Here is a 24,847-nt window from a genome sequence, read left to right on the forward strand (position 1 = left end):
ATTCAGCGATGCGACATGCGGCGCACCAGCCAGTCGCCCAGGCTCTGGACGACCTGCACCAGCGCGATCAGCACGACCACGACAGCCAGCATGACTTCAGGCAGGAAGCGCTGGTAGCCATAACGGATGCCCAGATCGCCCAGGCCGCCGCCGCCGATGGCGCCGGCCATGGCCGAGTAGCCGATCAGGCTGACGATGGTGACGATGGTGGCGGCCACCAGGCCAGGCAGGGCCTCGAGCAGCAGCACCTTGCAGATGATCTGCAAGGGCGAAGCGCCCATGGCGCGCGCCGCGGTGATCAGGCCTGGGTCCACTTCGCGCATGGCGTTCTCGGCGACGCGGGCCATGAAGGGAATCGCCGCCACCGCCAGCGGAACAATGGCTGCGGTGGTGCCGATGGAGGTCTGCACCAGCAGGCGGGTGAACGGGATGATGGCCACCATCAGGATGATGAAAGGCACCGAGCGCGTGCCGTTGACGACGGCCGCCAGCACCCGGTTGACCGCCAGGTTCTGCAGCATGCCGCCGCGTCCAGTGACGATGAGCAGCACGCCCAGCGGAATGCCGACCACCACCGAAATGGCGCCGGACACGCCGACCATCAGCAGGGTCTCATGCAGCGACGTGATAAGCAGATCGATCAGTTGCGGGCTCATGGGCGATTTCTTCTACGGTGATTTCACGGGCGGCCAGCGCGGCGAGCGCGTCCTTGACCGCGTGCGGCGCGCCTTGCGCCAGTACGAACAGCGTGCCGACGGCCACGCCCTGGATGTCCTCGACGCGCGCCTGCACCAGGCTCACGTCCAGCGCGAACTCGCGCGCCAGGTCCGACCAGAGCGGCTCGCCGGCGGCCACGCCCTTGAGCGACAGGCGCCACAGGCGCACGGCGCGGCCGGGCTCGGCGGCCGCCAGCGCGTCGATGCGCTGCTTGACGGCGGCCAGGGTGGCCTCGCTGAGATCCGACGCGGTCGCGGCCGAGACCATAGCGCGGGTGACTTCGTGCCGGGGCGCGGCGAACACTTCGCGCGTGCTGCCCAGCTCCACCACCTCGCCATGCGACAGCACGGCGACCCGGTCGCAGATCTCGCGCACCACTTCCATCTGGTGGGTGATCATCACCACCGTCACGCCCGTCTTGCGATTGATATCGCGCAGCAGCGCCAGGATGTTGTGGGTGGTCTCGGGGTCCAGCGCCGACGTCGCCTCGTCGCTGAGCAGCACGTCGGGGTCATTGGCCAGGGCGCGCGCGATGCCCACGCGCTGCTTCTGCCCGCCGCTGATCTGGCTGGGATAGCGGTCGCGCAGGTGCTCCAGGCCGACCAGCGCCAGCAGCCGCTCGACCCTGGCGGGAATCTCGGCGCGCGCCACGCCGGCGATCTCCAGCGGCAGGGCCACGTTGCCGTACACGGTACGGCGCGCCAGCAGGTTGAACCCCTGGAACACCATGCCGATGCGGCGGCGCTGGTTGCGCAGCTGCGCCTCGCCCAGCCCCACCAGGGCCTGGCCGCCAATGGCGATGCTGCCCTGGTCCGGGCGCTCGAGCAGGTTGATGCATTGAACCAGCGTACTTTTGCCCGCGCCGCTCGGCCCGATGATGCCGAACACCTCGCCCTGCTGGATGTGCAGGTTGATGCCCCGCAGCGCTTCGAAGCGGCCATGCGGGGTGGCGTACGTCTTGGATAGATTTTCGATATGAATCATGGCATGCGATTGTGAATCGCCGCTCTTCTTAAGAGAACGACTGTTTATTCCTCTTTTTATAACTATTAGTTATATAAAATGGATAAGACCCGATGCGTGCCGGCAACGGGCCGGCGACGCATCGGGTCGGAAGGGAACGCGCCGGGCACCAGGCCCGGCAGGCGTCAACGAGCGCGCGAGATGCGGACTTCAGCGCCGCGGCGCTTCACTTCCAGCCCTTCGGAAGGCAGGATGCGCAGTCCTTCCAGCCCCTTGATATAGCTGGAACCCTGCATTTGCATTACGCGGATTTTATTGCGCATGACCACCGGATTGTGGACCGGCATGCCGAACATCCAGACCTCGTCCAGGATACGCGCCGAGTTGAACTCGCCCGTGTGCTGCGCGGCCGGGCCGAGACAGAGCATGTGGCCTTCGCGGCCGAACACGGGGTAGCGGTCCAGTTCGCACTCGACGGTCCAGGTCGTGCCGCCCTCGTAGCGGTGGCCGGTGTTGAGGTCCCACCAGGCGTCGCCCTTGGGCAGATAGACGCGCACCTGCTTGCCCGGCTGCGTCACCGGCGCGACCAGCAAGGCCGGCCCCAGCAGGTATTGCAGGTCCCAGGCATGCGCATGCGGATCGTGCGGGAACGACATGGCCATCGAACGCTGCACCGGCAGGCCGGTACGCGCCGAGTCCTCGATGGCGCCGAGCACGTAGGGAATCAGGCGGTAGCGCCACTGCATCCAGGTGCGGGCATGCGCCAGGGCTTCTTCGCCGAAGGCGTCGGGCAGCAGGCCAGGGACGCCCTGGAAGCTGAAATTGGCCGACAGCACGCAGGCCCCCAGCCAGCGCAGGTACAGCTCGGCGGTCATGCCCTCGAGCGGCGCCTGCGCCGAACCCAGCGCATGCACCTGCACCGGCACGCCGCTCGCGCCGATCGACAGCGCGGTGCGCAGGCTGTGCTCCAGCCCGGCCCAGTCGTTGGTCACGCGCGGGCCCACCTGCCACGGCAGGCGCTGCGCCGCCGGGAACAGGTCGGTGCTGGGCACCACGCCCTCGGGCGGCACTTTCAGGCCGGCCACCGCGTCGAACAGCGCACGGCGGGCCAGCAGCGGATACATGGTGCGCAGCGCCGGGCCGGTTTCGCCGTTGCGCGCCGACACGCCATCGGGAATCGCGATCTGCGCGTCGCAGGCCGGCGCGTCCAGGCCGTCCTCGATCAACTGGCGGTGCCGCTCCACCCACATCGCGTAAGCGTCGCGATACGACAGATCCAGCAGGCCGTAGGGCTGCCCGCCGGTGGCGGCGTTGCCGTCGAACACCTGGGCGCTGCCATCGTCGCGCGTCAGCAGCCAACCGCGGTCTTCCAGCTCTTCGAACAACAGGCTGGATTTCAGCACGCCCGGAAAACCGCTCGCCGCCACATGGACATGATGCTTGTGGAACAGCGCCAGCATCTGGCGCGCGTCGGGGAAGCGCTGGGCATCCCACTCGAGCACCGGCTTGTCGGCCTGGAAGCTCCAGGCCGCCGGCAAGGCCAGCGTCACGGCATCCAGCGCAATCTGCTGATCGCGCAGGCGCGCCACCAGGGCCGCCGTCTCGGTCGGCATCTGGCCGTCGGCCTGCTGCAGCCATGCGCCCATCGCCCACAGCACCGGCTGGCCGGCGCGGCCGGTCAGCGCGGTGTACTGGTTGAGGATCTCGGCCGGCTCGCCGACGAACAGGAACAGGTCCAGCACCGGGTCGTCGATGGTGAGCACATAGGCGCCCTCGGCGGGCTCCAGGCCCACCGCGTGCTCGACGCGCCGCATCGTGTTGGCGTACACGCCCCAGCCGCGCGGGCTCCAGGCCAGCGGCAAGGCGCGATGCTCGGGGTCATCGGACACCACGGCTTCGCCGCGGCGGTTGAGATCTCCCGGCGTTTCGCCCAGGCCATAGACGGGCTCGGCGCCCTCCAGGCCCAGGCCCACGGTCCACACGGCCTCGTCGGTTTCGTCGAGCGCGTTGTGGCCGAACGCGGGCGTATGCGCGGACACTTCGGAAGCAAAGACTTCCTGGTCGCCGCGATACAGTTTCACGCGCACGGGATCGGAGAGCACCTCAAGCGTGGTATCGCCCTGGGCGATACGCCAGCCGCCGCCGTCGTCGCGCGGCGTCAACGTCGCCTCGCCCACGGCCTCCTGGCGCGCCAGCAACATTTCAGCCACGGCGCGCGCACGCGCGCTGGATTTTTCATCGGTGAGGAGACTCGCCTCGCCACAACGCAGGCGGTATACGCCCGGCGCGTGCGCTTCGACTACCAGGTGCAAGCCGTCGCCCGCGTCGAAGTCGATGCGGCTAGGGCGGGACGTCAACAACTCGACGGTGTCGAGCTGGGTAGTATGAGCAAAGTCGAACTTCGGCGGCACAGAGCATCCCCCGGCTTTAGCCAAAAAACCATTAAAAGACGCTATTTTGACGGATTTGGGCCCTGAAATAAACTCGCCCCCTCATTTTGAGGGTGCCGGCATGCCGTAGGCGGCGCTTCAGGCGCCATTTTGCGGCCTGAGCAGTCACTTACTTCCAACCCCCGCAAAATCGCCAATCACCGCTATCGTTCAGCTTATATCGGTGTTTCGGGCCCTATTTTGCCGCCAACCCCGGCCGATTATGCGCCCACTGCGCCGCGCGTGGTCGGCAATAGATGCGACACCATTTTATTTTCATCGTGGCGCGATTTGCGCCAGCAAGTCGGTTTCGAGCGGCCCGGGCTCGCCGCAGAGGCGCGCCGCGATCACGTCGCCCATCAGCGCCGCCCAGCTCAGCCCGCGCGATGCGTATCCCGCCGCCAGCCACAACCCCGGCGCATGGGCGAGCGGCCCGGCCGCCGGCAACCGGCCCGGCAGCACGGCGCGCCATCCCGCCCAGCCGGGCAACGAACCGGGCTGCAGGGACGCGAAGGCGGCCGGCGCCTGGCCCAGCAGGCCCGCGGCCTTGTCCAGGTTGACGCGCTGGCCTTCGGCGCCGGTCAGCGCCTGCGCGGCGCCATGCACATAGGTGCTGCCGGCCACGCACCAGCCGTCCACGGCGGGCAGCAGGTATCCCTCGCCGCCGACGACGCAGCGCGGCCCGCCGGACAGGGCCTCGGCCGGCAGCAGGGTCACTTCGCCGGCCAGCGCGTGCATCCGGGCCAGCCGCGGCAAGGGTTCGAGCAGGCCGCTGTCGGCCAGCAGGCGCGGCGCGTCGGCCGCATTGGCCAGGACCACCACCGGCGCCTGCGCCACCTGCCGTCCCTGCGCGTCGAGCACCTGCCACTGGGCGCCGTGGCGCCGCAGCCGCGCAGCCTGCGCCGCGATCGTGCTTATGCCCTCGCCCGCCAGCAGCGCATCGATGAGCGCGCCCGGCCGCACCAGCATGCCGTCGGCGAAGAACACGCCGCCGCGCGCCACCGGCAAGCCGGCCAGCGCCCCCGCCTGGTCGCGGTCCACCATGCGCACCCAGTCGGCCGGAAATTGCAGGATCTGCAGCGTCTGCGCCAGCGCCGCCGCGCGGCCGGCATCGCGCTCGAGCTGCACGGTGCCGCAGCGCCGGGGCGCGGCCGGCGCCGGCAGGTCGCGCCAGCGCAGCCAGGCGCGCTGGCTGCCCGCGCGCGACAGGCGCGCACGCGGATTGTCGTCGCGCGCGATGACCGGCGTCAGGGCCGCGGCGGCATGGCCGGCGTGCGACGCAAGGCCCGCCAGCCGCGCCGCATCCAGTACCGTCACGGCCCGGCCGCGCAAGGCCAGCGCATGCGCCACCGCCGCGCCGGCCAGCCCGGCGCCGACCACCAGCACCGGCGCGCCGTCATCATCGGGCGCATCGTCGGGTGTCGCCACCCCAGGCAGGCGCTGGCCCAGCGTCATGTGCCACTTGCCGCCAAAGCCCGGCGCGCGCCGGACGGCAAAGCCCGCCTGTTGCAGCGCCTGCCGCACCTGCCCGGCGCTGCACCAGGAGGCCAGCGTGGCGTCCGGCGCTGCCAGCCGCGCCAGGGCCTGCAGCATGTGCGGGTCCCACATGGCGGGATTGCCGCGCGGCGCGCAGCCGTCCAGGAAGTAGGCGTCGACGCGCGCCGTCAGGCGCGGCGCCAGCTGTTGCGCCGCGCCGAAGCCCAGCGTCAAGGTCAGCGCGCCGCCTTCGAACTCCAGCCGGTGCAGCCCGGGCAGCAGCGGGGGCCACTGCGCGGCCAACTGGGTGGCCAGCGCCTGCAGTCCCGCCGGCGCATGGGCGCGCAGCACGGCCAGCAGATCCTCGCGCGCAAACGGGTGTCCCTCCAGCGACAGCATGTGCAGGCGGCGCGGCCGCGCCGGATCGTCACGCCAGGCTTGCCACAGGGTGAGAAAATTCAGCCCCATGCCGAAGCCCGTCTCGCAGACGGTAAAGCGCGCCCGGCCGCGCCAACGCTGCGGCAGGCCGTTGCCCCGCAGAAAAACATGCTCCGCCTGGCCGGCCGCGTCGTCGCGCGAGTGATAGACATCGCCATAGGCGGCGCTGTACAGGCGGCCCTGTTCGTCATGGACGACGACGGCGGGCTGCAGGGGCGCATACGGGGCAGACATGGCGGCAGGAAAGATCCGACTATTCAAAGGTTTGCCACTATAAAGCCATCGCCGGCCGTTGGATAAGCACCACGCCGTTGCAACGAAATACCTGGCAGCGGGCCCGAATTCTCCCTGGTTGCGGAATGCGTTGCGAGCATGGGCTTACACTTGGGCTATGCAGACCTCCGCCCAACGCTCCCCTGCCTCCGCCACCCTGGACCTCGGCGCGGCCGTCGACGCAGCCGTCACAGCGGCCCATGCAGGCGCCGCCATTCTGCAGTCGTACGCGCACCATCGCTCGGATCTGGTCATCGACCGCAAGGCGCGCAACGACCTGGTCTCGCAGGCCGACCGCGAGTCCGAGGCCGCCGTCATCAGCGTATTGCGCGAGCGCACGCCGCAGTTCGGCATCGTGGCCGAAGAAACCGGCGGCGCGGCGCAAGGGCCGGCAACCTGGTACATCGACCCGCTGGACGGCACCACCAACTATCTGCACGGCATCCCGCACTACGCGGTGTCGATCGCGCTGGTCGCCCACGCGGGCACGCGCGTGGTGGCGGGCGCCGACCTGCAGGAAGACACGCCGGTCATCGGCGTGGTCTACGACCCCAGCAGCGAAGAGCTTTTCACCGCCGTCCATGGCATCGGCTCGTGGCTCAACGGCCATCGCATCTCGTGCTCGCGCACGTCGACGCTCGACGATGCCGTGCTGGCCACGGGCTTTCCGTTCCGCGATTTTTCCTTCGCCCACCAGTACATGCCGATGCTGCACGATGCCATCCGCCGCACCCGCGGCGTGCGCCGCATGGGCGCGGCGGCGCTGGACCTGGCCTGGACGGCCTGCGGCCGCTACGACGGCTATTGGGAAATGGGCCTGGCGCCGTGGGATGTCGCGGCCGGCACCTTGCTCGTGCGCGAGGCCGGCGGCGTGTGCACCGACATGATGCGACAGCAGTCGTGGCCCAGCGGCGGCCGCGTGGTGGCCGGCAACCGGCACATCCACGGCGCGCTGTTCGACATGGTCAGCCCGCACCTGGACGCGCCCGCGCCCGATTCCAGCCAGGCCTGAGCGCCCGCGCGGCCCGCGCTAGCTTCCCGCCTCGGGCCGCAGTTCGCGCCGCAGGATCTTGCCCACGTTGCTCTTGGGCAGTTCGTCGCGGAATTCCACGTGGCGCGGACGCTTGTAGCCGGTCAGCCGCTCCTCGCACCATTGCAGCACCGCTTCGGCCGTCAGGGCCGGATCCTTCTTCACGACGAATACCTTGACCGCCTCGCCCGAATGCTCGTCGGGCACGCCGATGACCGCGCACTCCAGGACACCCGGATGCGCCGCGATGACGGCCTCGACTTCATTGGGATACACCTTGAAGCCCGACACCGCGATCATGTCCTTCTTGCGGTCGACGATGCGCGTGTAGCCGGCCTCGTCCATGATGCCGATGTCGCCGGTCAGGAAGAATCCGTCGGCCGTCATGACGTTGCGCGTTTCCTCGGGCTTCTGCCAATACCCCAGCATGACTTGCGGGCCGCGGATCGCAACCTCGCCACGCTCGCCCAGCGGCACCGGCGCACCGTCATCATCGAGAATGGCCACGTCGGTCGATGGCAGCGGCAGGCCGATGGAGCCCGAATAGGTCTTGGCGTCGGTGGGGTTCACGGTGGCCACCGGCGAGGTCTCCGACAAGCCGTACCCTTCTATCAGCGGATGGCCGGTCAGCTCCAGCCACCGCTCGGCGACCTGGCGCTGCACCGCCATGCCGCCGCCCAGGGTCAGGCGCAGGTCGGTGAAATCCAGCTTGGCGAAATCCGGGTTGTTGACCAGGGCGTTGAACAAGGTATTGACGCCGGGGAAGATATTGACCGGCGCCTGGCGCCAGGCAGCGATCAGCGCCGCCTGGTCGCGCGGATTGATGACCAGCAGATTGCGCATGCCGGCATGCATGCCGTAGAGGCCGCAGACCGTCATGGCGAACACGTGGTACAGCGGCAGCGCGCTGATGATCGTCAATTGCCGGCCATGCAGGTCGTGCAGCACCGGCTGCGCCACGGCTTCGGTCTGCAGCACGTTGGCTACCAGGTTGCCATGCGACAGCATGGCGCCCTTGGGTACGCCGGTGGTGCCGCCGGTGTACTGCAGCACGGCCAGGTCGTCCATGCCCAGTGCGGGCGGCGTGAACGTGGCGCGCGCGCCGTCGCGCAAGGCATCCGGCAGGCGGTGCGCCCCGTCGATGCGCCACGGCGGAACCAGCTTCTTCACATAGCGCGCCGCCAGGTTGACCAGCGGCGCTTTCAGGCCTCCCAGCAAGTCGCCAGGGCCGACCACCACGACATGCGACAGCGCGCCGCGATCGGGCACCGCCTGCAGCGTGTGCGCGAAATTCTCCAGGATGACGATCGTCTCGGCGCCGCTGTCGAGCAGCTGGCGCTGCAATTCGTCGGCCTTGTAGAGCGGATTGACGTTCACCACCACCATGCCGGCGCGCAGCGTCCCCAGCAGGCACACCAGGTAGGCGGGCACGTTGGGCATCATCAGCGCCACGCGCGCGCCGCGCGCCAGGCCGCGCCCCTGCAGCCAGGCGGCGAAGTGCCGCGCATGGGCATCCTGTTGCGCATAGGTCATGTCCGAGCCCATCGAGCGGCAGGCCACCTGGCCGGCATGGCGCCGGCAGGCCTGGTCCAGCAGGTCGGTCAGCGACGTGTAGTCCTGCGGCGAAATCTCGTGGGGAACCCCCGCGGGATAGTGGGCGAGCCAGGGGCGCAGCATGGTGTTTGCCTCCATTAATTCGAGTTTTGTTTGATGATAACCTTGTTGCCTCGGACTTCCGCATGGAGCCCACGGCATGAAACTGATCGAACCCATCGTCGCGTGGCGCCAGGATATCGCCGCCATACGCCGCGACATACACGCGCACCCCGAACTGGCATTCGAGGAATTCCGCACCGCCGACGTGGTGGCGGCCAGGCTGCAGGAATGGGGCATCGAGGTCGACCGCGGCCTGGGCGGCACGGGGGTGGTCGGCATCATCCGCGGCACGCGCGAAGGCGCGCGGGCGGTCGGCCTGCGCGCCGACATGGACGCCTTGCCCATGCAGGAAGCCAACACTTTCGAGCACGCCAGCCGCAATCCGGGCAAGATGCACGCGTGCGGCCACGATGGCCATACCGCCATGCTGCTGGCCGCGGCGCGCTTCCTGTCGCAGCAGCGCGATTTCGCCGGCACCGTGTACGTGATCTTCCAACCGGCCGAGGAAGGCGGCGGCGGCGCCAAGCGCATGATCGACGATGGCCTGTTCACCCGCTTCCCCATGGAAGCGGTATTCGGCATGCATAACTGGCCGGGCATGAAAGTCGGCCAGTTCGGCCTGACCGCCGGGCCCATCATGGCCTCGAGCAACGAGTTCGCGATCCACATCAAGGGCAAGGGCACGCACGCCGGCATGCCGCACCTGGGCGTCGATCCGGTCATGGCGGCGGTGCAGCTGGCGCAATCGCTGCAGACCATCGTCACGCGCAACCGCAACCCGCTCGACGCCGCCGTGCTCAGCATCACCCAGATCCACACCGGCAGCGCCGACAACGTGGTGCCCAACGAGGCCGTCATGCGCGGCACGGTGCGCACCTTCACGCTGGAAACGCTCGACCTGATCGAGCGCCGCATGGGCGAAATCACGCGCCTGACCTGTGCCGCCCTCGATTGCGAGGGCGAGCTGGAATTCCGGCGCAACTATCCGCCCACCATCAACCACCCCGCCGAATCGGCGTTCTGCGCCGGCGTCATGCGCGGCATCGTGGGCGCGGAGAACGTCAACGACCACGTCCAGCCCACCATGGGCGCGGAGGACTTCGCCTTCATGCTGCAGGACAAGCCCGGCTGCTACGTCTGGATCGGCAACGGATCGGGCGACCACCGCGACGCCGGCCATGGCGCCGGCCCCTGCATGCTGCACAACGGCAGCTACGACTTCAACGACGAACTGTTGCCGCTGGGCGCCACCTACTGGGTAGAGCTGGCGCGCCAGTGGCTGGCGCGCCCCTGAGCCGGCCAGGCCCCTAGGGCAGCGCCAGGCAGGCGTCCAGGAAGCGCTGGGTAGCGCGCGCCGCGGCGCTGGCGTGCGGCGCCAGGATGCTGAGCGTGCGCGTCAGCGGCCGCGGCAGCAGCCGCAGCGTCGCCAGCGAGCCGTCTTCGTGCCGCACCGACATGATGGAGACGAAGCCCACGCCCAGGCCGGCGCGCACCGCCTGCTTGACCCCTTCCACGCCCGCCAGCTCCAGCCCCACGGCCGGCGCCAGCCCCGCGCTGGCGAAGGCGCGCTCGACCAGCCCGCGCACGCCCGAACCCGGCTCGCGCGTGACCTGGGGCCAGGCCGCCAGGTCGCGCAGCGTGGCCGCGCCGTTGCCCGCCAGCGTGTGGTCGGAGCGCACGATCGCCACCACCTCGTCCTGGCGCCAGAGGTGCACCACCGTATCGGCGGGCAGGCCGGCCGGCACTTCGCCTTCGATGAAAGCCAGGTCCAGGGACGGCAGCCGCTCGACGATCTGGCGCGTATTGCCGTCCGACAGATGCACGCCGACGGCCGGGTAGCGGGCCCGGAAGGCGGCCACCAGGCCGGGCAGCAGGTAGCTGGCCGGCGTGGTGCTGGCGCCCAGGCACAACGAACCGGTTTCCAGGCCGCGCCAGGCGTCGCGCAGCGCGCCGGCCTGGCTGTATACCTGGCGCAGTTGGCGCGCGTGCTCGGCCAGCCGCTCGCCGGCCGCGGTCAGGACGATGCCATGGCCGCTGCGCCGATACAACGGCTCGCCGAACCAGTCCTGCAACATGCGCAACTGGCCGGACACCGCCGGCTGCGACAGGTGCAGCAGTTCGGCGGCGCGGCTGATATTGCCGGCATCGGCCACGCTGGCGAAGGTAAGCAATTGCTCCGGTGTCATGCCGATATCGTAATTCCTGATGATAGATATTAAAAATAAAGATTTTTCAGATAATAGTCCGGATCGTAATATTTCTGCCAGTTATTTAGTTATCGCTGACGGCGCTATGACCACCACTACCTCTACCCTGCCCTTGCCCACCCCGTGGCGCGACAAGCTCAATGGCATCCTGTTCGTCGCCCTGATGGCGGCGGCCGTGGTGCAACTGGCCGACCTGCCGTTCATCCGGCAATTCGGCTTCTCGCCCCTGGTGGTCGGCATCGTCTGTGGCATGCTGTATGGCAATTTCCTGCGCGGCACCATGCCGGCCGATTGGGGCGCCGGCGTGCACTTCACGGCGCGCCGCCTGCTGCGCATCGCCGTCGCCTTCTACGGCCTGAACATCAGCATCCAGCAAATCGCCGCGGTAGGACTGCCCGGCCTGGCGGTGTCGGTCGGCGTGGTCGCCTCCACCCTGCTCATCGGCACGGTGGCCGGCCAGCGGCTGCTCGGCCTGGACCGCGACACCGCCATGCTGACGGCCGCCGGCAGCGCGATCTGCGGCGCCGCCGCCGTGCTGGCCTTCGAACCGACCCTGCGCGCCGCCCCTCACAAGAGCGCGGTGGCGGTCGCCACCGTCGTCCTGTTCGGCACGCTCTCGATGTTCCTCTACCCGGTGATCTACCACGCCGGCTGGCTGCCCTTCGACACCCAGGCGCTGGGCATCTATATCGGCGGCACCGTGCACGAGGTTGCCCAGGTGGTCGGCGCGGCCAGCAACATCGATCCGGCCACGACCGAGGTCGCCACCATCGTCAAGATGACGCGCGTCGCCTTGCTGGTGCCCGTCCTGCTGGTGCTGGGCTTCTGGCTGCGCGCCAGCGCCGCCGCCGGCGCCGACGGCAAATCCCACGCCAAGCTGCCGGTGCCGTGGTTCGCGATCGGCTTCCTGGTCCTGGCCATCGTCAACTCCCTCGACATCCTGCCGTCCGACCTGGTCACCGCCATCCGCAAGCTGGATGTGTTCGTCCTGACCATGGCCATGACGGCGCTGGGAATCGAAACCCGCTTCGCCCAGATCCGCAAGGCCGGACCGCGCGTCATGGCGCTGGGACTGGTCCTGTACGCTTGGCTGGTGTTCGGCGGCTACGGAATCGTGAAGCTGGCGACCTGAGCCGCGCGCTTAGGACACGTTTTTCCTGCATAATCGGCCGGGTCCCTTCAGGAGCCGGCCCGCATGACCAACCCACCCAAATCCCCCTTCACCAGCCTGCCCAGCGGGCGCGAGCCGGTCCTGCGCGTCATGCCCATGCCCGCCGATGCCAATATCCATGGCGACGTGTTCGGCGGCTGGATCATGGCGCAGGTGGATATCGCCGGCTCGATCCCTGCCGCCCGGCGCGCCGCCGGACGCGTGGCCACCGTGGCCGTCAACGCATTCCAGTTCAAGCAACCGGTATTCGTCGGCGACCTGCTCAGTTTCTATACCTCCATCACGCGCACCGGCACGACCTCGGTCACGGTGTCGGTCGAAGTGTATGCTGAACGCCAGCGCCTGGACGCCGAAGTCGTGAAGGTCACCGAAGCGGTGCTCACCTACGTCGCCACCGACGAAGCCCGGCGCAGCCGCCCGCTGCCCACCCTTTGAGTCCTGTTGCATGACGCAGTCCTCCGCCACGCCCAAGCCGCCCGCGACGCCCCGCCGGCTCGACCCCGAAGACGCCCAGCACGCACTGGCCGAGGTCCAGGAGTGCCTGCGCCGGCAACATCTGGTCGAAGACCTGGTCCATCGCCAGGAACAGGGCGACGACAAGGCCCACCTGGTGGAAGACCTGGTGCACCGCCAGCATGAGGCGGAGCTGGCGACCCTGATCAACGGGCTGCACCCGGCCGACATTGCCTTCATCCTGGAATCGCTGCCCAAGGACGAACGCCAGACGGTGTGGCGGCTGGTCAGTACCGAGCACGATGCCGATGTCCTGATCGAAGTCGAAGACTGGGTGCGCGAATCGCTGATCGAGGCGATGGACCGCCAGGACCTGGTCGCCGCCACCGGCAGCATGGACGCCGACGAGCTGGCCGACCTGGCGCCCGACCTGCCGCCCGACGTGGTAGCCGAAGTCCAGAAGGGCCTGACCGAGGAAGAGCGTGCCCAGCTGCTCGAGGCCATGGGCTACCCCGAGGACAGCGTCGGCGCCATCATGGACTTCGAAATGGTCCGGGTGCGCGAGGACGTGTCGCTGGAGGTGGTGTTGCGCTACCTGCGCCGCCTGCACGAACTGCCCGACCACACCGACCAGATTTTCGTGGTCGACCGCCAGGACAAGCTGCAAGGCGTCCTGCCGATCGCCACGCTGCTGGTCAGCGAGCCCGATACCGAAGTGCGCGCGGTCATGAACTCGGATTTCCTGACCCTGGGCCCGCTGGATTCCGACGCCGACGCCGCCAGCGCGTTCGAACGCTACGACCTGGTCTCGGCCCCGGTCACCGACGAACAGGGCCGGCTGATCGGCCGCGTCACCATTGCCGACGTGGTGGACGTGATCCAGGAAGACTCGCAGGAGCAGGCGCTGTCGCGCGCCGGCCTGCAGGAAGAAGACATCTTCGCGCCCGTGCTCATGGCCTTGCGCAACCGCGCCCCCTGGCTGCTGTTCAACCTCTGTACCGCGGCCACCGCCTCGTTCGTGGCTTCGCGCTTCGAGGATACCGTCAGCCACATCGTGATCCTGGCGTTTCTCATGTCCATCGTGGCGGGTATCGGCGGCAACTCCGGCAACCAGACCATGACCATGATCATCCGCGCGCTGGCCGTCGGCCGCATCACCGGCCGCAACCTCTGGCAACTGGTCAAGCGCGAAATGCTGGTCACGCTGCTGGTGGGATTGTGCGGCAGCCTGGTGGCCGCCCTGTTCGCCTGGGCCATTTCCGATTCGCTGTCCATCGCCGTCGTCATGATGGCCGCGATGATCTGCAACATGCTGGTCGGCGCCTCGGTAGGCGTCATGGTGCCCATGTTGCGCGCGCGCTTCGGCAAGGACCCGGCCATCGGCTCGTCGGTGCTGCTGACCTTCGCCACCGACTCGCTCGGCTTTTTCATTTTCCTCGGGCTGGCCACGATCTTCCTACTGTAGCTCCGCATTCCAGGTAGGCCATTTCCCTTGACAGCTCCCTGAAAGGCTATATGTTGCGCCATCGGTTAAGGTGTCGGTTTGCACTTTTTCCCGTTAGCGCAGCATATGACCCAGTATTTCCGGGCCCTGGCTTTCTTTCTTTTGCTGGTGCCGGCAACGGCCATGGCCTGTGACGACTGGCCTTCCTGGGCGCGTGGCGCCTGCCAGCGCGTGGACCAGATATGGAATGAGGGCGGCAACGACCTCTACCTGACCGGCTACTCGTGGCACAACCGGGCCATGTACAGCAGCGACAAGATCCGCAGCTTCAACGAGCTGGCCTGGGGCGGCGGACTGGGCAAGAGCATCTACGACGAGGACGGCGACTGGCAAGGGCTGTACGCCATGGCGTTTCTCGATTCGCACAGCGACATCGAACCGATAGCCGGCTATGGTTTCCAGAAAATCGGCCGCATCGGCGCCGATACCCGCCTGGGCATCGGCTACACCGTCTTCCTGACTTCGCGCTCCGACATCATGAGCCGGGTGCCGTTTCCCGGCATCCTGCCGCTGGTCTCTGCCGGCTACAGGGATGCCACCCTCTACGCCACGTATATCCCGGGCGGCAAGGGCAACGGCAACGTGCTGTTCATGTTTGGCCGCTGGGAGTTCTAAGGCTGCGCCAGCCTGTCGACCAGCGCCCCCAGGCGCCAATCGACAATGCCATGCTCGTTGAGCGCCCGATGGGTTTCCCGCACGTAATCCAGGCATGCGCCCGAACGCCCCACCGCCTGGCGTACGGCGCGTATCAGGAGCTCGTCGCTGAGCGCGCCCGCGTAGTGCCGGCAACGCCGGTCCGGCACGAAGGCCAGCCCGCGCACCGGCGCCTGCCCGGTATGGCAGCGTAGCCAGCGCGGCTTGTATGCCCCGCCGCTCATTTCGCGATGCCATAGCGCCTGGAAGACCTCGGGCACGTCGCGCCCGGCCACCCGGAACGCCACGCCCCGGCAGCATCCGCCACGGTCCAGGCCGAACACCAGGCCCGGATTGTCGGGCGAGCCGCGATGATCGTGCGACCACAGGCACAGCGAGCGATGGTACCCGCGCACCGTCGCCAGCCGGCGCTCCTGCCAGGCGAAGTCGGGTCGCCAGATCAGCGATCCATACGCAAATACCCAGACGTCCTCGCCGCCGTTCCACTGCGCCAGCAGGTCGCGCGCCGAACCGGCCAGCGGGCCGGCCCCTGCGTCCGCCGCGGCGGCGGACTCCCGCAATGACATAACCAAAACCACCTCTGCCTGTGCGCCGGCACGCGCTGCGCGAGCCGGATAGCGAGCTATGCTACGCCGGCGCCGAAGAAATTACCTTGCGAGATGACGGGCCTGGCATGCCCCGCCAGGCAAAACCCGTTCACGGCGCACGCCCGCGGCGAAAAATTTTTGCACGCGCTCGGCGCCCCCTCTACACAGCGTCCAGCGGCAGTTCCGTGGTGCTCTTGATGACTTCCATCGAAAAGCTGGCGCTGACGTCCAGCAAGTCGACCGCTTCGATGAGACGCCGGTAGAACCGGTCGTACGCCGCCATGTCCTCGACCACGACCTTGAGCAGGTAGTCGATATCCCCCGCCATGCGGTAGAACTCCACCACATTGGGCAGCGACATGACCGCGTTGATCAGGTTGTCGGTCCATTTGGCATTGTGCTGGTTGGTCTTGATGGACACGAAGACGGTCAGGTTCAGCCCCAGCGCCTTGGGGTCGAGCAGCACCGCGTTGCGCGCGATCACACCGTCGTCCTTCAGCTTCTGGATGCGGCGCCAGCATGGCGTCACCGACAGGTTCACCTGCTCGGCGATCTCGGCCACCGAGCAGGTGGCGTCTTTCTGCAGCAGGCGCAGAATCTTGATATCGGTTTGATCCACGGGAACCCCCAAATAGCGTCAGGTGTAGCGGTCGGCGGTCAAGCCATCCAGGTCAATCTGCGGCGTGCGGCCGGCAACGATGTCTGCGACGATCCTGCCGGTACCGCAGGCTTGTGTCCAGCCATTCGAGCCGTGGCCGCAGTTCAGGTAGAGATTGGCGTAGCGGGTCGGCCCCAGTATGGCCGGGCCGTCCGGCGTCATGGGCCGCAGGCCGGCCCATGCCTGCGCCGCGTCGTAATCGGCGCCTTGCGGAAACCACTCGCGCACCACGCGCTTGAGAAACGCCACGCGGCCTGGGTCGATCGCCAGGCCGTACCCTTTCAGTTCGGCCATGCCGGCCGCGCGCAGACGCGGGCCCAGCCGGGAAATCATCACCTTGTTGTATTCGTCCATGATGGCCGTCCGCGGCGCGCGCGCCTCGTCGGCAATCGGCGCGGTGATCGAGTAACCCTTGACCGGGTAAATGGGCAGCTTCAAGCCCAGCGGCCGCAGCAGGAAAGGTGTGCTGCCGCCCAGGGCGATCACATAGGCGTCGGCCTGCAGCAATCCCTGGTCGGTGTGCACGCCCGCGATCGCCCCGCCGGCTTGCGCCAGGCTCGCCACGGTACAGCCGTAACGGAACGCCACGCCCTGGCCGGCCAGCCAGGCGCCCATGCCGCAAACGAATTTGTAGCAATCCCCGGAGCCATCGAGCGGCAGGAACAGGCCGCCCGCCACCGGCGCGCCGGCGCCGGCCAGCGCCGGCTCGCGTGCGGCGGCCTCGGCGCCGCTCAAGAACTGCCATGGCACCTCGAACTCGTCGAGCGCACGCGTGATATTGGGCACGGCCTTCAGGTCGGCCTCGCCGCGAAACAGCTGTAGCGTGCCATCCTGGTGGAAGTCGAACGAAATCGGCAGCCCGGCTGCGGCGATCTCGCGCAGGCAGGCCTGGCTGTAGTGGGCCACGCGCTGCATGCGCAGCTTGTTGACACGAAAGCGCTCGGCGGAGCACTCGCCCAGCCAGCGTGCCAGCCATGCCAGCCATGCCAGCCATGCCAGCCATGCCAGCCATGCCAGCTTGCGCGGCCGCGGCGCCAGCGAGAAGCGGATCGGCGCATTGCGCTGCAACGCCATGCGCAGCACCTTGGCCACCATGCCGGGCGCGGCCCACGGCCCGGCGAAGCTGGGGCACAGCCCGCCGGCGTTGCCGAAACTGGTTTCGCGCGCCGGGCCGGCCTGGCGCTCGACCACGGTCACAACATGGCCATCGCGCCACAGGTAGTAGGCTGCGGTCATGCCGGCCACGCCCGCCCCCAGGACCAATACACGCATCAATGGCTTCCTTGTGTGAGAGGCCGCGTGGCCGCCCTTTTCGATAAGGGGCGCATTATGCCGCAGCGCCCGCGCCGCGCGTGCGCGTCAATAGGTGCCTGGATAGCCCCCGCCGTCGATCAGAATATTCTGACCGGTCATGTAGCCGGTATGCATCGAACATATGTAGGCGCACAACGCGCCCAGTTCCTCGGGCTGGCCGTAGCGGCCGGCCGGATTGGCACGGCCGCGCTCTTCCCACAGTTTCTCGAACGGCTGGCCCGACTGCTCCACCAGGCCCTGGATGTGGCGCACCTGGGCATCGGTCGCGAAGGCGCCGGGCAGCAGGTTGTTGATGGTGACGTTATGCCGCACGGTCTGCCGCGCCAGGCCCGCGACGAACCCGATCAATCCGGAGCGCGCGCCATTGGACAGGCCCAGCTCCGCGTGCGGCGCCTTGACGCTGCGCGAGACGATATTGACGATGCGGCCGAAGCCGCGCTGCGTCATGCCATCGACCACCCGGCGGATCATGTCGATGGGTCCCAGCATCATCGCGTCCAATGCACTGATCCAGTCATCGCGGCTCCAGTCGCGGAAGTCGCCCGGCAAGGGGCCGTCGGCATTGTTGATCAGGATGTCGGGCGCCGGACAGGCCGCCAGCGCGGCCTCGCGACCCTCGGCGCGGGTCAGGTCGGCGGCCACCCAGCCCACGCCGATACCGGCTTCGCGGGTGATCTGCGCCGCGGCCTGCTCCAGCGTTTGCGCCGTGCGCGCCGCCAGCGTCACCTTGACCCCCTCCAGCGCCAGTTGGCGGGCACAGGCCCGTCCCATTCCACGGCTGCCGCCGAACACCAGCGCCGTCCTGCCTGCGATACCCAGATCCATGCCGACTCCTGATGAAATATTTTTCTAATCCGTCCCCTGCCGGCCTGCCATTTGGCAAACCCATTCCGGAACGTAGCCCCTAGGATAGGAAGACTGTCAGCATTCGTCCATCCCATGCGCACGCCACCGCTTGTATCCGTCCCTATTTCACCCAGCCTGCAGAATTTGTGCGCCTCGGTGCAGTCCGCGCAACTGAACGCGGCGCAGGCCTTGCTGCGTGAACTGGCCGCCAGCGTGGCCGGCGCGAACGGCGCGCTGGCCGACCTGCCGCCCGAGCTGCGCGCAGGGCATCCCGATCACTACAGCCGGCACGTCGCCTACGCCGACCCGCACGGCAGCTTCACCATCGCCTACCTGATCTGGCGTCCGGGACAGTTCAGCCCGGTGCACGGCCACAAGACCTGGTGCACCTACCGGGTCCTGCAGGGCGAGCTCACCGAATCCCATTACCGCTGGGACCCCGAACTCGGGCTGGCCCTGCGCACCGGCGCCGTGGCGCGCCGCCCGGGCGACATTGTCACCGCCACCCCCGGCCTGGCGCAGATCCACCGGCTGGGCAACGCCGGCGACGAGGTTGCCATTTCCCTGCACATCTATGGCGTGGCCCAGAGCGATATCGCCACCGGCGTCAACCACGTCGTGCAGGAAGCCGCGCCACGCCCGCACTAGGCGCCGCCGTCAGTTCTCGAGGCTGATGTTGTTGGCCTTGATGAACGAATCCCAACGCTCGTACTCGCTGCGCACGTACTGTTCCAGCGCCGGACCGTCCGAGGCGACGATTTCGAAACCCGCCTCGTTCAGCTTGCGGCTCACCTCGGGGTCGGCCAGCACCGTCTGGAACGCCGCGGTCAGCTTGCGCACCGTATCGGCGGGCGTGCCGGCCGGCGCGAACATGCCGCTCCAGGAGTAGGCGACAAAACCGGGAAAGCCCGATTCGATCACCGTGGGCACCTCGGGCAAGTCGCTCAGGCGCTTGTCGCCGGCCACCGCCAGCGGCTTTATCTTGCCGGCCTGGATCTGGCCGCGCAACGCCGCGTAACTCAGCCAGGTCATGTTCGCCTGCCCGCCCACGACCGCCTGCACCGCCGGCCCCGCCCCGCCGTAGGGTACGTGCAGCAGTTCGACCTTGGCGCGCCGCTTCAGCTCTTCGGGCGCCAGGTGATTCAGTGAGCCCACGCCCGTGGAGGCGTAATTGAAGGTGTTGGCCGGCCGCTTGCGGGCGGCGTCCAGGAACTCGGCCAGCGTCTTGCCCGGCACCGACGGATTGGCCCCCACCACCAGCGGGAACCGCACGGTCTGGCTGATCGCCACGAAGTCCTTGAAGGTGTCGTAGGGCAGCTTGGGCTTGACCGCCGGGTTGATCGCATGATTGTCGAAGCTGACCAGCAGGGTGTTGCCGTCCGGCTCGGCACGCGCCACGTACGCGGTGGCGATCTGGCTTGCCGCGCCGACCTTGTTCTCGACCACGACCGCGCGCCCGCCCAACTCCTTGGACAGGCGCGGCTGCATGATGCGCGCCAGGATATCGGTGCTGCCGCCCGGCGGATACGGGACGACCAGCACGAGCGGCCGTTCGTCGGCGTGCGCGGGCGCGCAGGCTGCGCCCAACAGGGCCAACGCGCACAGGCTGGCCGCAAAACCCTTCAGTATTCGAGGTTTCATAGATTTTCTGCCCCATAAGGTCAGTGAAAACGGCCTGCCGGCCATCCATGGATCACGCATGCGGATCGCCGGCCGCCTTGCGCGGCCTCGGCCCGACCCAGGCCATGCTCAGCCACTATGATGCGCCATCGGCGTGCGCCGCGCATGCGCCGGCGCAAAGCCGGCGGCATGCGTGCCGCTCAGACGCCGGTATCCAGCGTGTAATGCGCGCCGTCGCGGTTTTCCAAGGTCAGCGTGCGCAGCCGCGGCGTGGCGCAGGCCGGATCCTGCCGCACCCGCAGCCGCAGGTTGCCCAGGGGTACGTCCCAGCCGCCGGCGACGGCCTCGGCCGGCACGTCCACCACCGCTGCCAGGCGCTGCGCCACGGCCTGCGCGTCGGCGGCGTCCGCCTCGATGCTGACGATGCCGCGGGCGCCGTTCGGGTGGGACAGGAGTTCGTCGTTCCAGACCAGCTCGGGCGTGAGATGGCGGCAGAAGTACATCCGGATTCCCGGGATGGGCTGCTCGGCGAAACGCACGGTATGGAAGCGCGCCTGGACCTCGCGGCCCTGCCACTGCGCCGCGCGCGTCAGTTCCTGCACGGGATTGACGGCGAAACCTGCCTCGAGCAGGCGCCGGTACGTCGCCTCGGCGTCGTAGGTGCGAAACACCAGGGCCTCCAGGCCCAGCGGCGAGTCGGCGATTTCCTTGCGCGCCGGCGGCGCGCCGGGCGGCCAGCCCAGCAATTCGACGTAGGTGCCTTCCAGCACGATCAGGCGATTGCACGACCCCAGGTTGTGCACCGCCTTCTCGCTGAGGTGAAAGCCCTGGCGCTCGAAATGCGGCGCCAGCGCATCCAGCCGGTCGCGCACCATGACCACGGCATGGTCGAATTCGGTGCGGCCGACGGCATGCAGCATGGCGTTCTCCGGTGCGTCAGGCCAACTGGCCGTGGCAATGCTTGTACTTCTTGCCGCTGCCGCACGGGCAGGGTTCGTTGCGGCCGACCTTGGGCAGCACATTGCGCACCGGCTGCGCGCCCTGCGGCTGGCCATCGTCGGCCAGCGCCTCGTCGTAGTCGGAGTGGTGGTACTGCACGTTCTGCACGTGGCGTTGCGCCGCATCGGCCTCGGCCTGCTCGACCTGCTCGGCCGACTGCACCCGCACCGTCATCAGCACCCGCACCACGTCGTCGCGGATACGGTCCAACATGCCCGAGAACAGCTCGAAAGCCTCGCGCTTGTATTCCTGCTTGGGGTTCTTCTGGGCGTAGCCGCGCAGGTGGATGCCCTGGCGCAGATAGTCCAGCGCAGACAGGTGCTCGCGCCAATGCGTATCGATCGACTGGAGCATGATCGAGCGCTCGAACTGCGCCCACGACTCGGCCCCGACCTGCTCCACCTTGGCCGTGTAGATCTGGCGCGCGGCCGCCACCACACGCTCGAGCAGTTCCTCGTCGGTCAGGTTGGGCTCCTGCTCCAGCATATCGGTCAGCGGCAGCTGGATGTGCCAGTCGCCCGCCAGCGCCTTTTCCAGCCCGGCGACGTCCCATTGCTCCTCGACCGATTCCTCGGGGATGAAGCCACGGAACATTTCGGCCACGGCGGCATCGCGCAGGCCCTCGACGGTCGCGCCGATGGAAGCGGCTTCCAGCACCTCGTTGCGCTGCGAATACAGCACCTTGCGCTGGTCATTGGCCACGTCGTCGTATTCGAGCAGCTGCTTGCGGATGTCGAAGTTGCGGCCCTCGACCTTGCGCTGGGCAGTCTCGATCGAACGGGTCACCATGCCGGCCTCGATGGGCTCGCCCTCGGGCAGCTTAAGGCGCTCCATGATGGCACGCACGCGGTCGCCGGCGAAGATGCGCATCAGCGGGTCTTCGAGCGACAGGTAGAAGCGCGACGAGCCCGGGTCGCCCTGGCGCCCCGCGCGGCCGCGCAGCTGGTTGTCGATACGGCGCGACTCATGGCGCTCGGTGCCGATGATGCGCAGGCCGCCGGCCTGCTTGACGCGCTCGTTGAGCGGTTTCCACTCGGCACGCAGCGTTTCGATGCGCACCTCCTTCTCGGCCTCGCTCAGCGCCTCGTTGGCGTGGATCAGGTCGACCTGCTTGTCGACGCTGCCGCCCAGCACGATGTCGGTGCCGCGGCCGGCCATGTTGGTGGCGATGGTGATGTGGCCCGGCTTGCCGGCCTCGGCGACGATCTCCGCCTCGCGCGCGTGCTGCTTGGCGTTGAGGACCTCGTGCGGCAGCTTGGCCTGGCGCAGCAGGCCGGCCAGCAGCTCGGAGTTCTCGATGCTGGTGGTGCCCACCAGCACCGGCTGGCCGCGCTCGTGGCAGTCGCGGATGTCGTTGAGGATCGCCTGGTATTTCTCTTGCGTCGTCTTGAAGACCTGGTCGTTCTGGTCCTTGCGGACCATCGGCTTGTTGGTCGGGATGATGACGGTTTCCAGGGTGTAGATCTCCTGGAATTCGTACGCTTCGGTATCGGCGGTCCCGGTCATGCCCGACAGCTTGTCGTACATGCGGAAGTAGTTCTGGAAAGTGATCGAGGCCAGCGTCTGGTTCTCATGCTGGATCTTGACGCCTTCCTTGGCCTCGACGGCCTGGTGCAGCCCGTCGGACCAGCGGCGGCCAACCATGAGGCGGCCGGTGAATTCGTCGACGATCACGACCTCGTCGTCCTGCACCACGTACTGCTGGTCGCGGAAGAACAGCGTATGGGCGCGCAATGCCACCATCATGTGGTGCATCAGGGCGATGTGGCGCGGGTCGTAGAGCGACTCGCCCTCGGGCAGCAGGCCCACGCGCGTGAGGATCTTCTCGGCGCTCTCGTGGCCGGCCTCGGACATGTAGACTTGCTGGCTCTTCTCGTCGACCCAGTAGTCGCCTTCGGGCTCGGGCTCGTGCGGCTTGGGTTCGGACGCCATGCGCTTGAGCAGCGGCGGCACCGCGTTCATGCGCACGTAGAGCTCGGTGTGGTCCTCGGCCTGGCCGGAGATGATCAGCGGCGTGCGCGCCTCGTCGATCAGGATCGAGTCCACTTCGTCGACGATGGCGTAGAAGAGGCGGCGCTGGCGGCGGTCCTCGACGCGATACTCCATGTTGTCGCGCAGGTAGTCGAAGCCGAATTCGTTATTGGTGCCGTAAGTGATGTCGGCAGCGTAGGCGGCGATCTTCTCGTCGTTGGGCTGCTGCGGCACCACCACGCCGGTCGACATGCCCAGGAAGCGGTACAGCCGCCCCATCCACTCGGCGTCGCGGCGGGCCAGGTAGTCGTTGACCGTCACGACGTGCACACCCTTGCCGGCGATGGCGTTCAGGTAGACCGGCAGCGTGGCCATCAGCGTCTTGCCCTCGCCGGTACGCATTTCGGCGATCTTGCCGTTGTGCAGCGCGATCCCGCCCAGCATCTGGACGTCGAAGTGGCGCATGCCGAACACGCGCTTGCCCGCCTCGCGGACCACCGCGAAGGCTTCCGGCAGCAGGTCGTCCAGCGACGTGCCCTGCTGATGCCGATCGCGAAACTCCTGAGTCTTTGCCAATAATTCCTCATCGGAAAGAGCCGAAATCTTGGGCTCCAGGCTATTAATCTGAGCTACCTGCTTGCGATATTCCTTCAGCAAGCGGTCGTTACGACTACCAATGAGTTTTTTGAGCAGAGAAACCATGCGTGTCGTTGGCGGCACCGGCCGGTTTGCGCCGCAACGGCGGCGGACAGACCCGTGACTGGATTGTTGTTGTCTGGTTGAGGGGGCAAACCCGCCGGGAAACGATCCAGTTTAACGCACCTGGACCGCAACGGCCTGCCGTGCGCACGGCGGCCCCGTCCGGCCTCGCGACGCGCCGTTCAGCGGGTCGCCGAAGCCGCGGGCGCCGTGGCCGGCGCCTGGGCCACGGTGGGCGGCGCCGTCTGCTGGGGCCCCAGGAACAGGCGCGGATCCAGCGGCTGGCCGGCCAGCCGCACCTCGAAATGCAGGTGCGGCCCGGTGGAACGGCCCGACGAGCCCACGCGGGCGATCTCCTGGCCGCGCTCGACCACGTCGCCCGGCTTGACCAGCAGGCGCGAGGCGTGGGCGTAACGTGTGATCAGGCCGTTGCCGTGGTCGATTTCCACGCTGTTGCCGTAGCCGCTCTGGTATTTGGCCACCAGCACCACGCCCCCCGACGCCGCCAGGATGGGCGTGCCGCTGGGCGCCGAGAAATCGAGCCCTTCGTGCATGGCGTAGCGGCCCGTCACCGGGTTGCGGCGCCAGCCATACGATGAACTGAGGTAGCGGTATTCAGTGATGGGCATGGCCGAAGGCAGCAGCGCCTTGTCCGCGGAACGGCGCGTCAGGGCTGCATCCAGCAGCCGCAGGTTGTCGGCCTGCTGCGCCATGCGTACCTGGATTTCGTCGAGCTGCTGCGCCAGGTCGGCGGCCGTGGCCGGCGACGGCGGCTGCCGGTCGGTGAACAGGTCATCCATCACGTGGGTGGCTTCCTCGGGCATGCCCTGCAGCTGGGTGGCCAGTTCCGGGTCGGTATAGGCGACCCCGGCCACCTGGGCCACGCGCCGCCCCAGCCCGTCGATACTGGCCAGCTTGGCCTGCAGCGTGCCGACCTTGGTGGCAAGCATGGTAACGTTCTCACGCACGAACGCCGTATCCCGGTCGGGGCTGACGGCCTGGGCGTAGGCAGGCCAATCGACCGCGTACGCGGCCGGAGCCGACGGGGACATATAGCGTTGCACGGCCGCGCCCACGATGGCGGCGGTCAGCAAGGTGGCGCCCACCAGCAATGCCAGGCGCCCGCCCCCGAGAGTGAAATGCCCTTCCCGCCCGGGCTGGGCATGCATAATCACGATCTTC

Annotated in this window: 21 protein-coding genes; 7 read left to right on the plus strand and 14 right to left on the minus strand. The window is 68.1% G+C overall.

Going from position 1 to position 24,847, the window contains the following annotated elements; all coding sequences use genetic code 11:
* Positions 1–2: 2 nt before the first annotated feature.
* The 4 genes from LK409_RS16790 to LK409_RS16805 form a co-directional block, all read right to left on the minus strand.
* Entirely contained in the window at positions 3–656 is a 654-nt protein-coding gene (locus LK409_RS16790; protein WP_041937289.1) for a methionine ABC transporter permease, read from the minus strand.
* The gene (locus tag LK409_RS16795; RefSeq protein WP_003814544.1) at positions 613–1,701 is read right to left on the minus strand and encodes a methionine ABC transporter ATP-binding protein; all 1,089 of its coding nucleotides are present in this window, start codon (positions 1,699–1,701) and stop codon (positions 613–615) included. Before LK409_RS16795 ends, LK409_RS16790 begins: the two co-directional genes overlap by 44 nt.
* A 164-nt stretch (positions 1,702–1,865) precedes the next feature.
* A complete protein-coding gene (locus LK409_RS16800; RefSeq protein ID WP_003814547.1) occupies positions 1,866–4,091 on the minus strand; it encodes a glycoside hydrolase family 31 protein in 2,226 nt (741 codons plus the stop codon).
* A gap of 294 nt (positions 4,092–4,385) precedes the next feature.
* Positions 4,386–6,284, minus strand: a complete 1,899-nt coding sequence (locus LK409_RS16805; RefSeq protein WP_010929216.1) for a bifunctional tRNA (5-methylaminomethyl-2-thiouridine)(34)-methyltransferase MnmD/FAD-dependent 5-carboxymethylaminomethyl-2-thiouridine(34) oxidoreductase MnmC — start codon at positions 6,282–6,284, stop codon at positions 4,386–4,388.
* A gap of 130 nt (positions 6,285–6,414) precedes the next feature.
* Here LK409_RS16805 and LK409_RS16810 point away from each other — a divergent pair, with 130 nt between their 5' ends.
* Positions 6,415–7,308: an inositol monophosphatase family protein gene (locus LK409_RS16810; RefSeq protein ID WP_003814549.1), complete on the plus strand. Its 894-nt coding sequence runs from the start codon at positions 6,415–6,417 to the stop codon at positions 7,306–7,308.
* 18 nt (positions 7,309–7,326) lie between these two features.
* On the opposite strand, the gene LK409_RS16815 is transcribed toward LK409_RS16810, so the two are convergent.
* A complete protein-coding gene (locus LK409_RS16815) occupies positions 7,327–9,003 on the minus strand; it encodes an AMP-binding protein (RefSeq protein WP_169507379.1) in 1,677 nt (558 codons plus the stop codon).
* Between the two features lie 76 nt (positions 9,004–9,079).
* Here LK409_RS16815 and LK409_RS16820 point away from each other — a divergent pair, with 76 nt between their 5' ends.
* Positions 9,080–10,276 carry a M20 aminoacylase family protein gene (locus tag LK409_RS16820; protein ID WP_010929218.1) on the plus strand — a complete coding sequence of 399 codons (1,197 nt, stop codon included), beginning with the start codon at positions 9,080–9,082 and terminating at the stop codon, positions 10,274–10,276.
* A 13-nt stretch (positions 10,277–10,289) separates the two neighbouring features.
* Here the strand turns inward: LK409_RS16820 and LK409_RS16825 are convergent, their stop codons facing one another.
* Positions 10,290–11,168 carry a LysR family transcriptional regulator gene (locus tag LK409_RS16825; RefSeq protein ID WP_010929219.1) on the minus strand — a complete coding sequence of 293 codons (879 nt, stop codon included), beginning with the start codon at positions 11,166–11,168 and terminating at the stop codon, positions 10,290–10,292.
* Positions 11,169–11,274: 106 nt separating this feature from the next.
* Here LK409_RS16825 and LK409_RS16830 point away from each other — a divergent pair, with 106 nt between their 5' ends.
* The 4 genes from LK409_RS16830 to pagP all read left to right on the plus strand — a co-directional run bounded on the left by LK409_RS16830 (position 11,275) and on the right by pagP (position 14,932).
* On the plus strand, positions 11,275–12,321 hold the full coding sequence (locus tag LK409_RS16830) for a YeiH family protein (RefSeq protein ID WP_010929220.1): 1,047 nt from the start codon (positions 11,275–11,277) through the stop codon (positions 12,319–12,321).
* 63 nt (positions 12,322–12,384) lie between these two features.
* Entirely contained in the window at positions 12,385–12,795 is a 411-nt protein-coding gene (locus tag LK409_RS16835; RefSeq protein ID WP_003814554.1) for an acyl-CoA thioesterase, read from the plus strand.
* A 10-nt stretch (positions 12,796–12,805) separates the two neighbouring features.
* Positions 12,806–14,278 (plus strand): magnesium transporter, encoded by a 1,473-nt coding sequence (gene mgtE, locus LK409_RS16840; RefSeq protein ID WP_003814555.1) that lies wholly within the window; start codon positions 12,806–12,808, stop codon positions 14,276–14,278.
* Positions 14,279–14,383: 105 nt separating this feature from the next.
* Positions 14,384–14,932, plus strand: coding sequence for a lipid IV(A) palmitoyltransferase PagP (gene pagP / locus LK409_RS16845; protein WP_010929221.1), 549 nt, complete (start codon positions 14,384–14,386; stop codon positions 14,930–14,932).
* Here the strand turns inward: pagP and LK409_RS16850 are convergent.
* The 4 genes from LK409_RS16850 to LK409_RS16865 all read right to left on the minus strand — a co-directional run bounded on the left by LK409_RS16850 (position 14,929) and on the right by LK409_RS16865 (position 18,355).
* Positions 14,929–15,537, minus strand: a complete 609-nt coding sequence (locus LK409_RS16850) for a gamma-glutamylcyclotransferase (RefSeq protein ID WP_003814557.1) — start codon at positions 15,535–15,537, stop codon at positions 14,929–14,931. The genes pagP and LK409_RS16850 overlap by 4 nt on opposite strands.
* A gap of 181 nt (positions 15,538–15,718) precedes the next feature.
* Positions 15,719–16,177, minus strand: coding sequence for an Lrp/AsnC family transcriptional regulator (locus LK409_RS16855; RefSeq protein ID WP_023852720.1), 459 nt, complete (start codon positions 16,175–16,177; stop codon positions 15,719–15,721).
* 18 nt (positions 16,178–16,195) lie between these two features.
* The gene (locus LK409_RS16860) at positions 16,196–17,491 is read right to left on the minus strand and encodes a D-amino acid dehydrogenase (RefSeq protein ID WP_010929222.1); all 1,296 of its coding nucleotides are present in this window, start codon (positions 17,489–17,491) and stop codon (positions 16,196–16,198) included.
* Positions 17,492–17,575: 84 nt separating this feature from the next.
* A complete protein-coding gene (locus tag LK409_RS16865) occupies positions 17,576–18,355 on the minus strand; it encodes an SDR family oxidoreductase (RefSeq protein WP_003814560.1) in 780 nt (259 codons plus the stop codon).
* A gap of 114 nt (positions 18,356–18,469) precedes the next feature.
* Here LK409_RS16865 and LK409_RS16870 point away from each other — a divergent pair, with 114 nt between their 5' ends.
* On the plus strand, positions 18,470–19,024 hold the full coding sequence (locus tag LK409_RS16870; protein ID WP_003814561.1) for a cysteine dioxygenase family protein: 555 nt from the start codon (positions 18,470–18,472) through the stop codon (positions 19,022–19,024).
* A 9-nt stretch (positions 19,025–19,033) separates the two neighbouring features.
* Here LK409_RS16870 and LK409_RS16875 read toward each other — a convergent pair whose 3' ends face one another.
* The 4 genes from LK409_RS16875 to LK409_RS16890 form a co-directional block, all read right to left on the minus strand.
* Positions 19,034–20,017, minus strand: coding sequence for a tripartite tricarboxylate transporter substrate binding protein (locus LK409_RS16875; protein WP_003814562.1), 984 nt, complete (start codon positions 20,015–20,017; stop codon positions 19,034–19,036).
* A 179-nt stretch (positions 20,018–20,196) separates the two neighbouring features.
* On the minus strand, positions 20,197–20,916 hold the full coding sequence (locus LK409_RS16880) for a VOC family protein (protein ID WP_003814563.1): 720 nt from the start codon (positions 20,914–20,916) through the stop codon (positions 20,197–20,199).
* Positions 20,917–20,932: 16 nt separating this feature from the next.
* A complete protein-coding gene (secA, locus tag LK409_RS16885; protein WP_010929223.1) occupies positions 20,933–23,668 on the minus strand; it encodes a preprotein translocase subunit SecA in 2,736 nt (911 codons plus the stop codon).
* A 179-nt stretch (positions 23,669–23,847) separates the two neighbouring features.
* On the minus strand, positions 23,848–24,834 hold the full coding sequence (locus tag LK409_RS16890) for a M23 family metallopeptidase (protein WP_041937456.1): 987 nt from the start codon (positions 24,832–24,834) through the stop codon (positions 23,848–23,850).
* Between the last annotated feature and the right edge of the window lie 13 nt (positions 24,835–24,847).

Source organism: Bordetella parapertussis (genome assembly GCF_020735925.1).
Classification (GTDB): Bacteria; Pseudomonadota; Gammaproteobacteria; order Burkholderiales; family Burkholderiaceae_B; genus Bordetella; species Bordetella pertussis.

Excerpts from the sequence above, each read along its gene's own strand:
- LK409_RS16790 (WP_041937289.1), bottom strand. The coding sequence starts at position 656 with ATGAGCCCGCAACTGATCGATCTGCTTATCACGTCGCTGCATGAGACC.
- LK409_RS16795 (WP_003814544.1), bottom strand. The coding sequence starts at position 1,701 with ATGATTCATATCGAAAATCTATCCAAGACGTACGCCACCCCGCATGGC.
- LK409_RS16810 (WP_003814549.1), top strand. The coding sequence starts at position 6,415 with ATGCAGACCTCCGCCCAACGCTCCCCTGCCTCCGCCACCCTGGACCTC.
- LK409_RS16815 (WP_169507379.1), bottom strand. The coding sequence starts at position 9,003 with ATGCTGCGCCCCTGGCTCGCCCACTATCCCGCGGGGGTTCCCCACGAG.
- LK409_RS16820 (WP_010929218.1), top strand. The coding sequence starts at position 9,080 with ATGAAACTGATCGAACCCATCGTCGCGTGGCGCCAGGATATCGCCGCC.
- LK409_RS16825 (WP_010929219.1), bottom strand. The coding sequence starts at position 11,168 with ATGACACCGGAGCAATTGCTTACCTTCGCCAGCGTGGCCGATGCCGGC.
- LK409_RS16830 (WP_010929220.1), top strand. The coding sequence starts at position 11,275 with ATGACCACCACTACCTCTACCCTGCCCTTGCCCACCCCGTGGCGCGAC.
- LK409_RS16835 (WP_003814554.1), top strand. The coding sequence starts at position 12,385 with ATGACCAACCCACCCAAATCCCCCTTCACCAGCCTGCCCAGCGGGCGC.
- mgtE (WP_003814555.1), top strand. The coding sequence starts at position 12,806 with ATGACGCAGTCCTCCGCCACGCCCAAGCCGCCCGCGACGCCCCGCCGG.
- pagP (WP_010929221.1), top strand. The coding sequence starts at position 14,384 with ATGACCCAGTATTTCCGGGCCCTGGCTTTCTTTCTTTTGCTGGTGCCG.
- LK409_RS16850 (WP_003814557.1), bottom strand. The coding sequence starts at position 15,537 with ATGTCATTGCGGGAGTCCGCCGCCGCGGCGGACGCAGGGGCCGGCCCG.
- LK409_RS16865 (WP_003814560.1), bottom strand. The coding sequence starts at position 18,355 with ATGGATCTGGGTATCGCAGGCAGGACGGCGCTGGTGTTCGGCGGCAGC.
- LK409_RS16870 (WP_003814561.1), top strand. The coding sequence starts at position 18,470 with ATGCGCACGCCACCGCTTGTATCCGTCCCTATTTCACCCAGCCTGCAG.
- LK409_RS16875 (WP_003814562.1), bottom strand. The coding sequence starts at position 20,017 with ATGAAACCTCGAATACTGAAGGGTTTTGCGGCCAGCCTGTGCGCGTTG.
- LK409_RS16880 (WP_003814563.1), bottom strand. The coding sequence starts at position 20,916 with ATGCTGCATGCCGTCGGCCGCACCGAATTCGACCATGCCGTGGTCATG.
- secA (WP_010929223.1), bottom strand. The coding sequence starts at position 23,668 with ATGGTTTCTCTGCTCAAAAAACTCATTGGTAGTCGTAACGACCGCTTG.
- LK409_RS16890 (WP_041937456.1), bottom strand. The coding sequence starts at position 24,834 with ATGCATGCCCAGCCCGGGCGGGAAGGGCATTTCACTCTCGGGGGCGGG.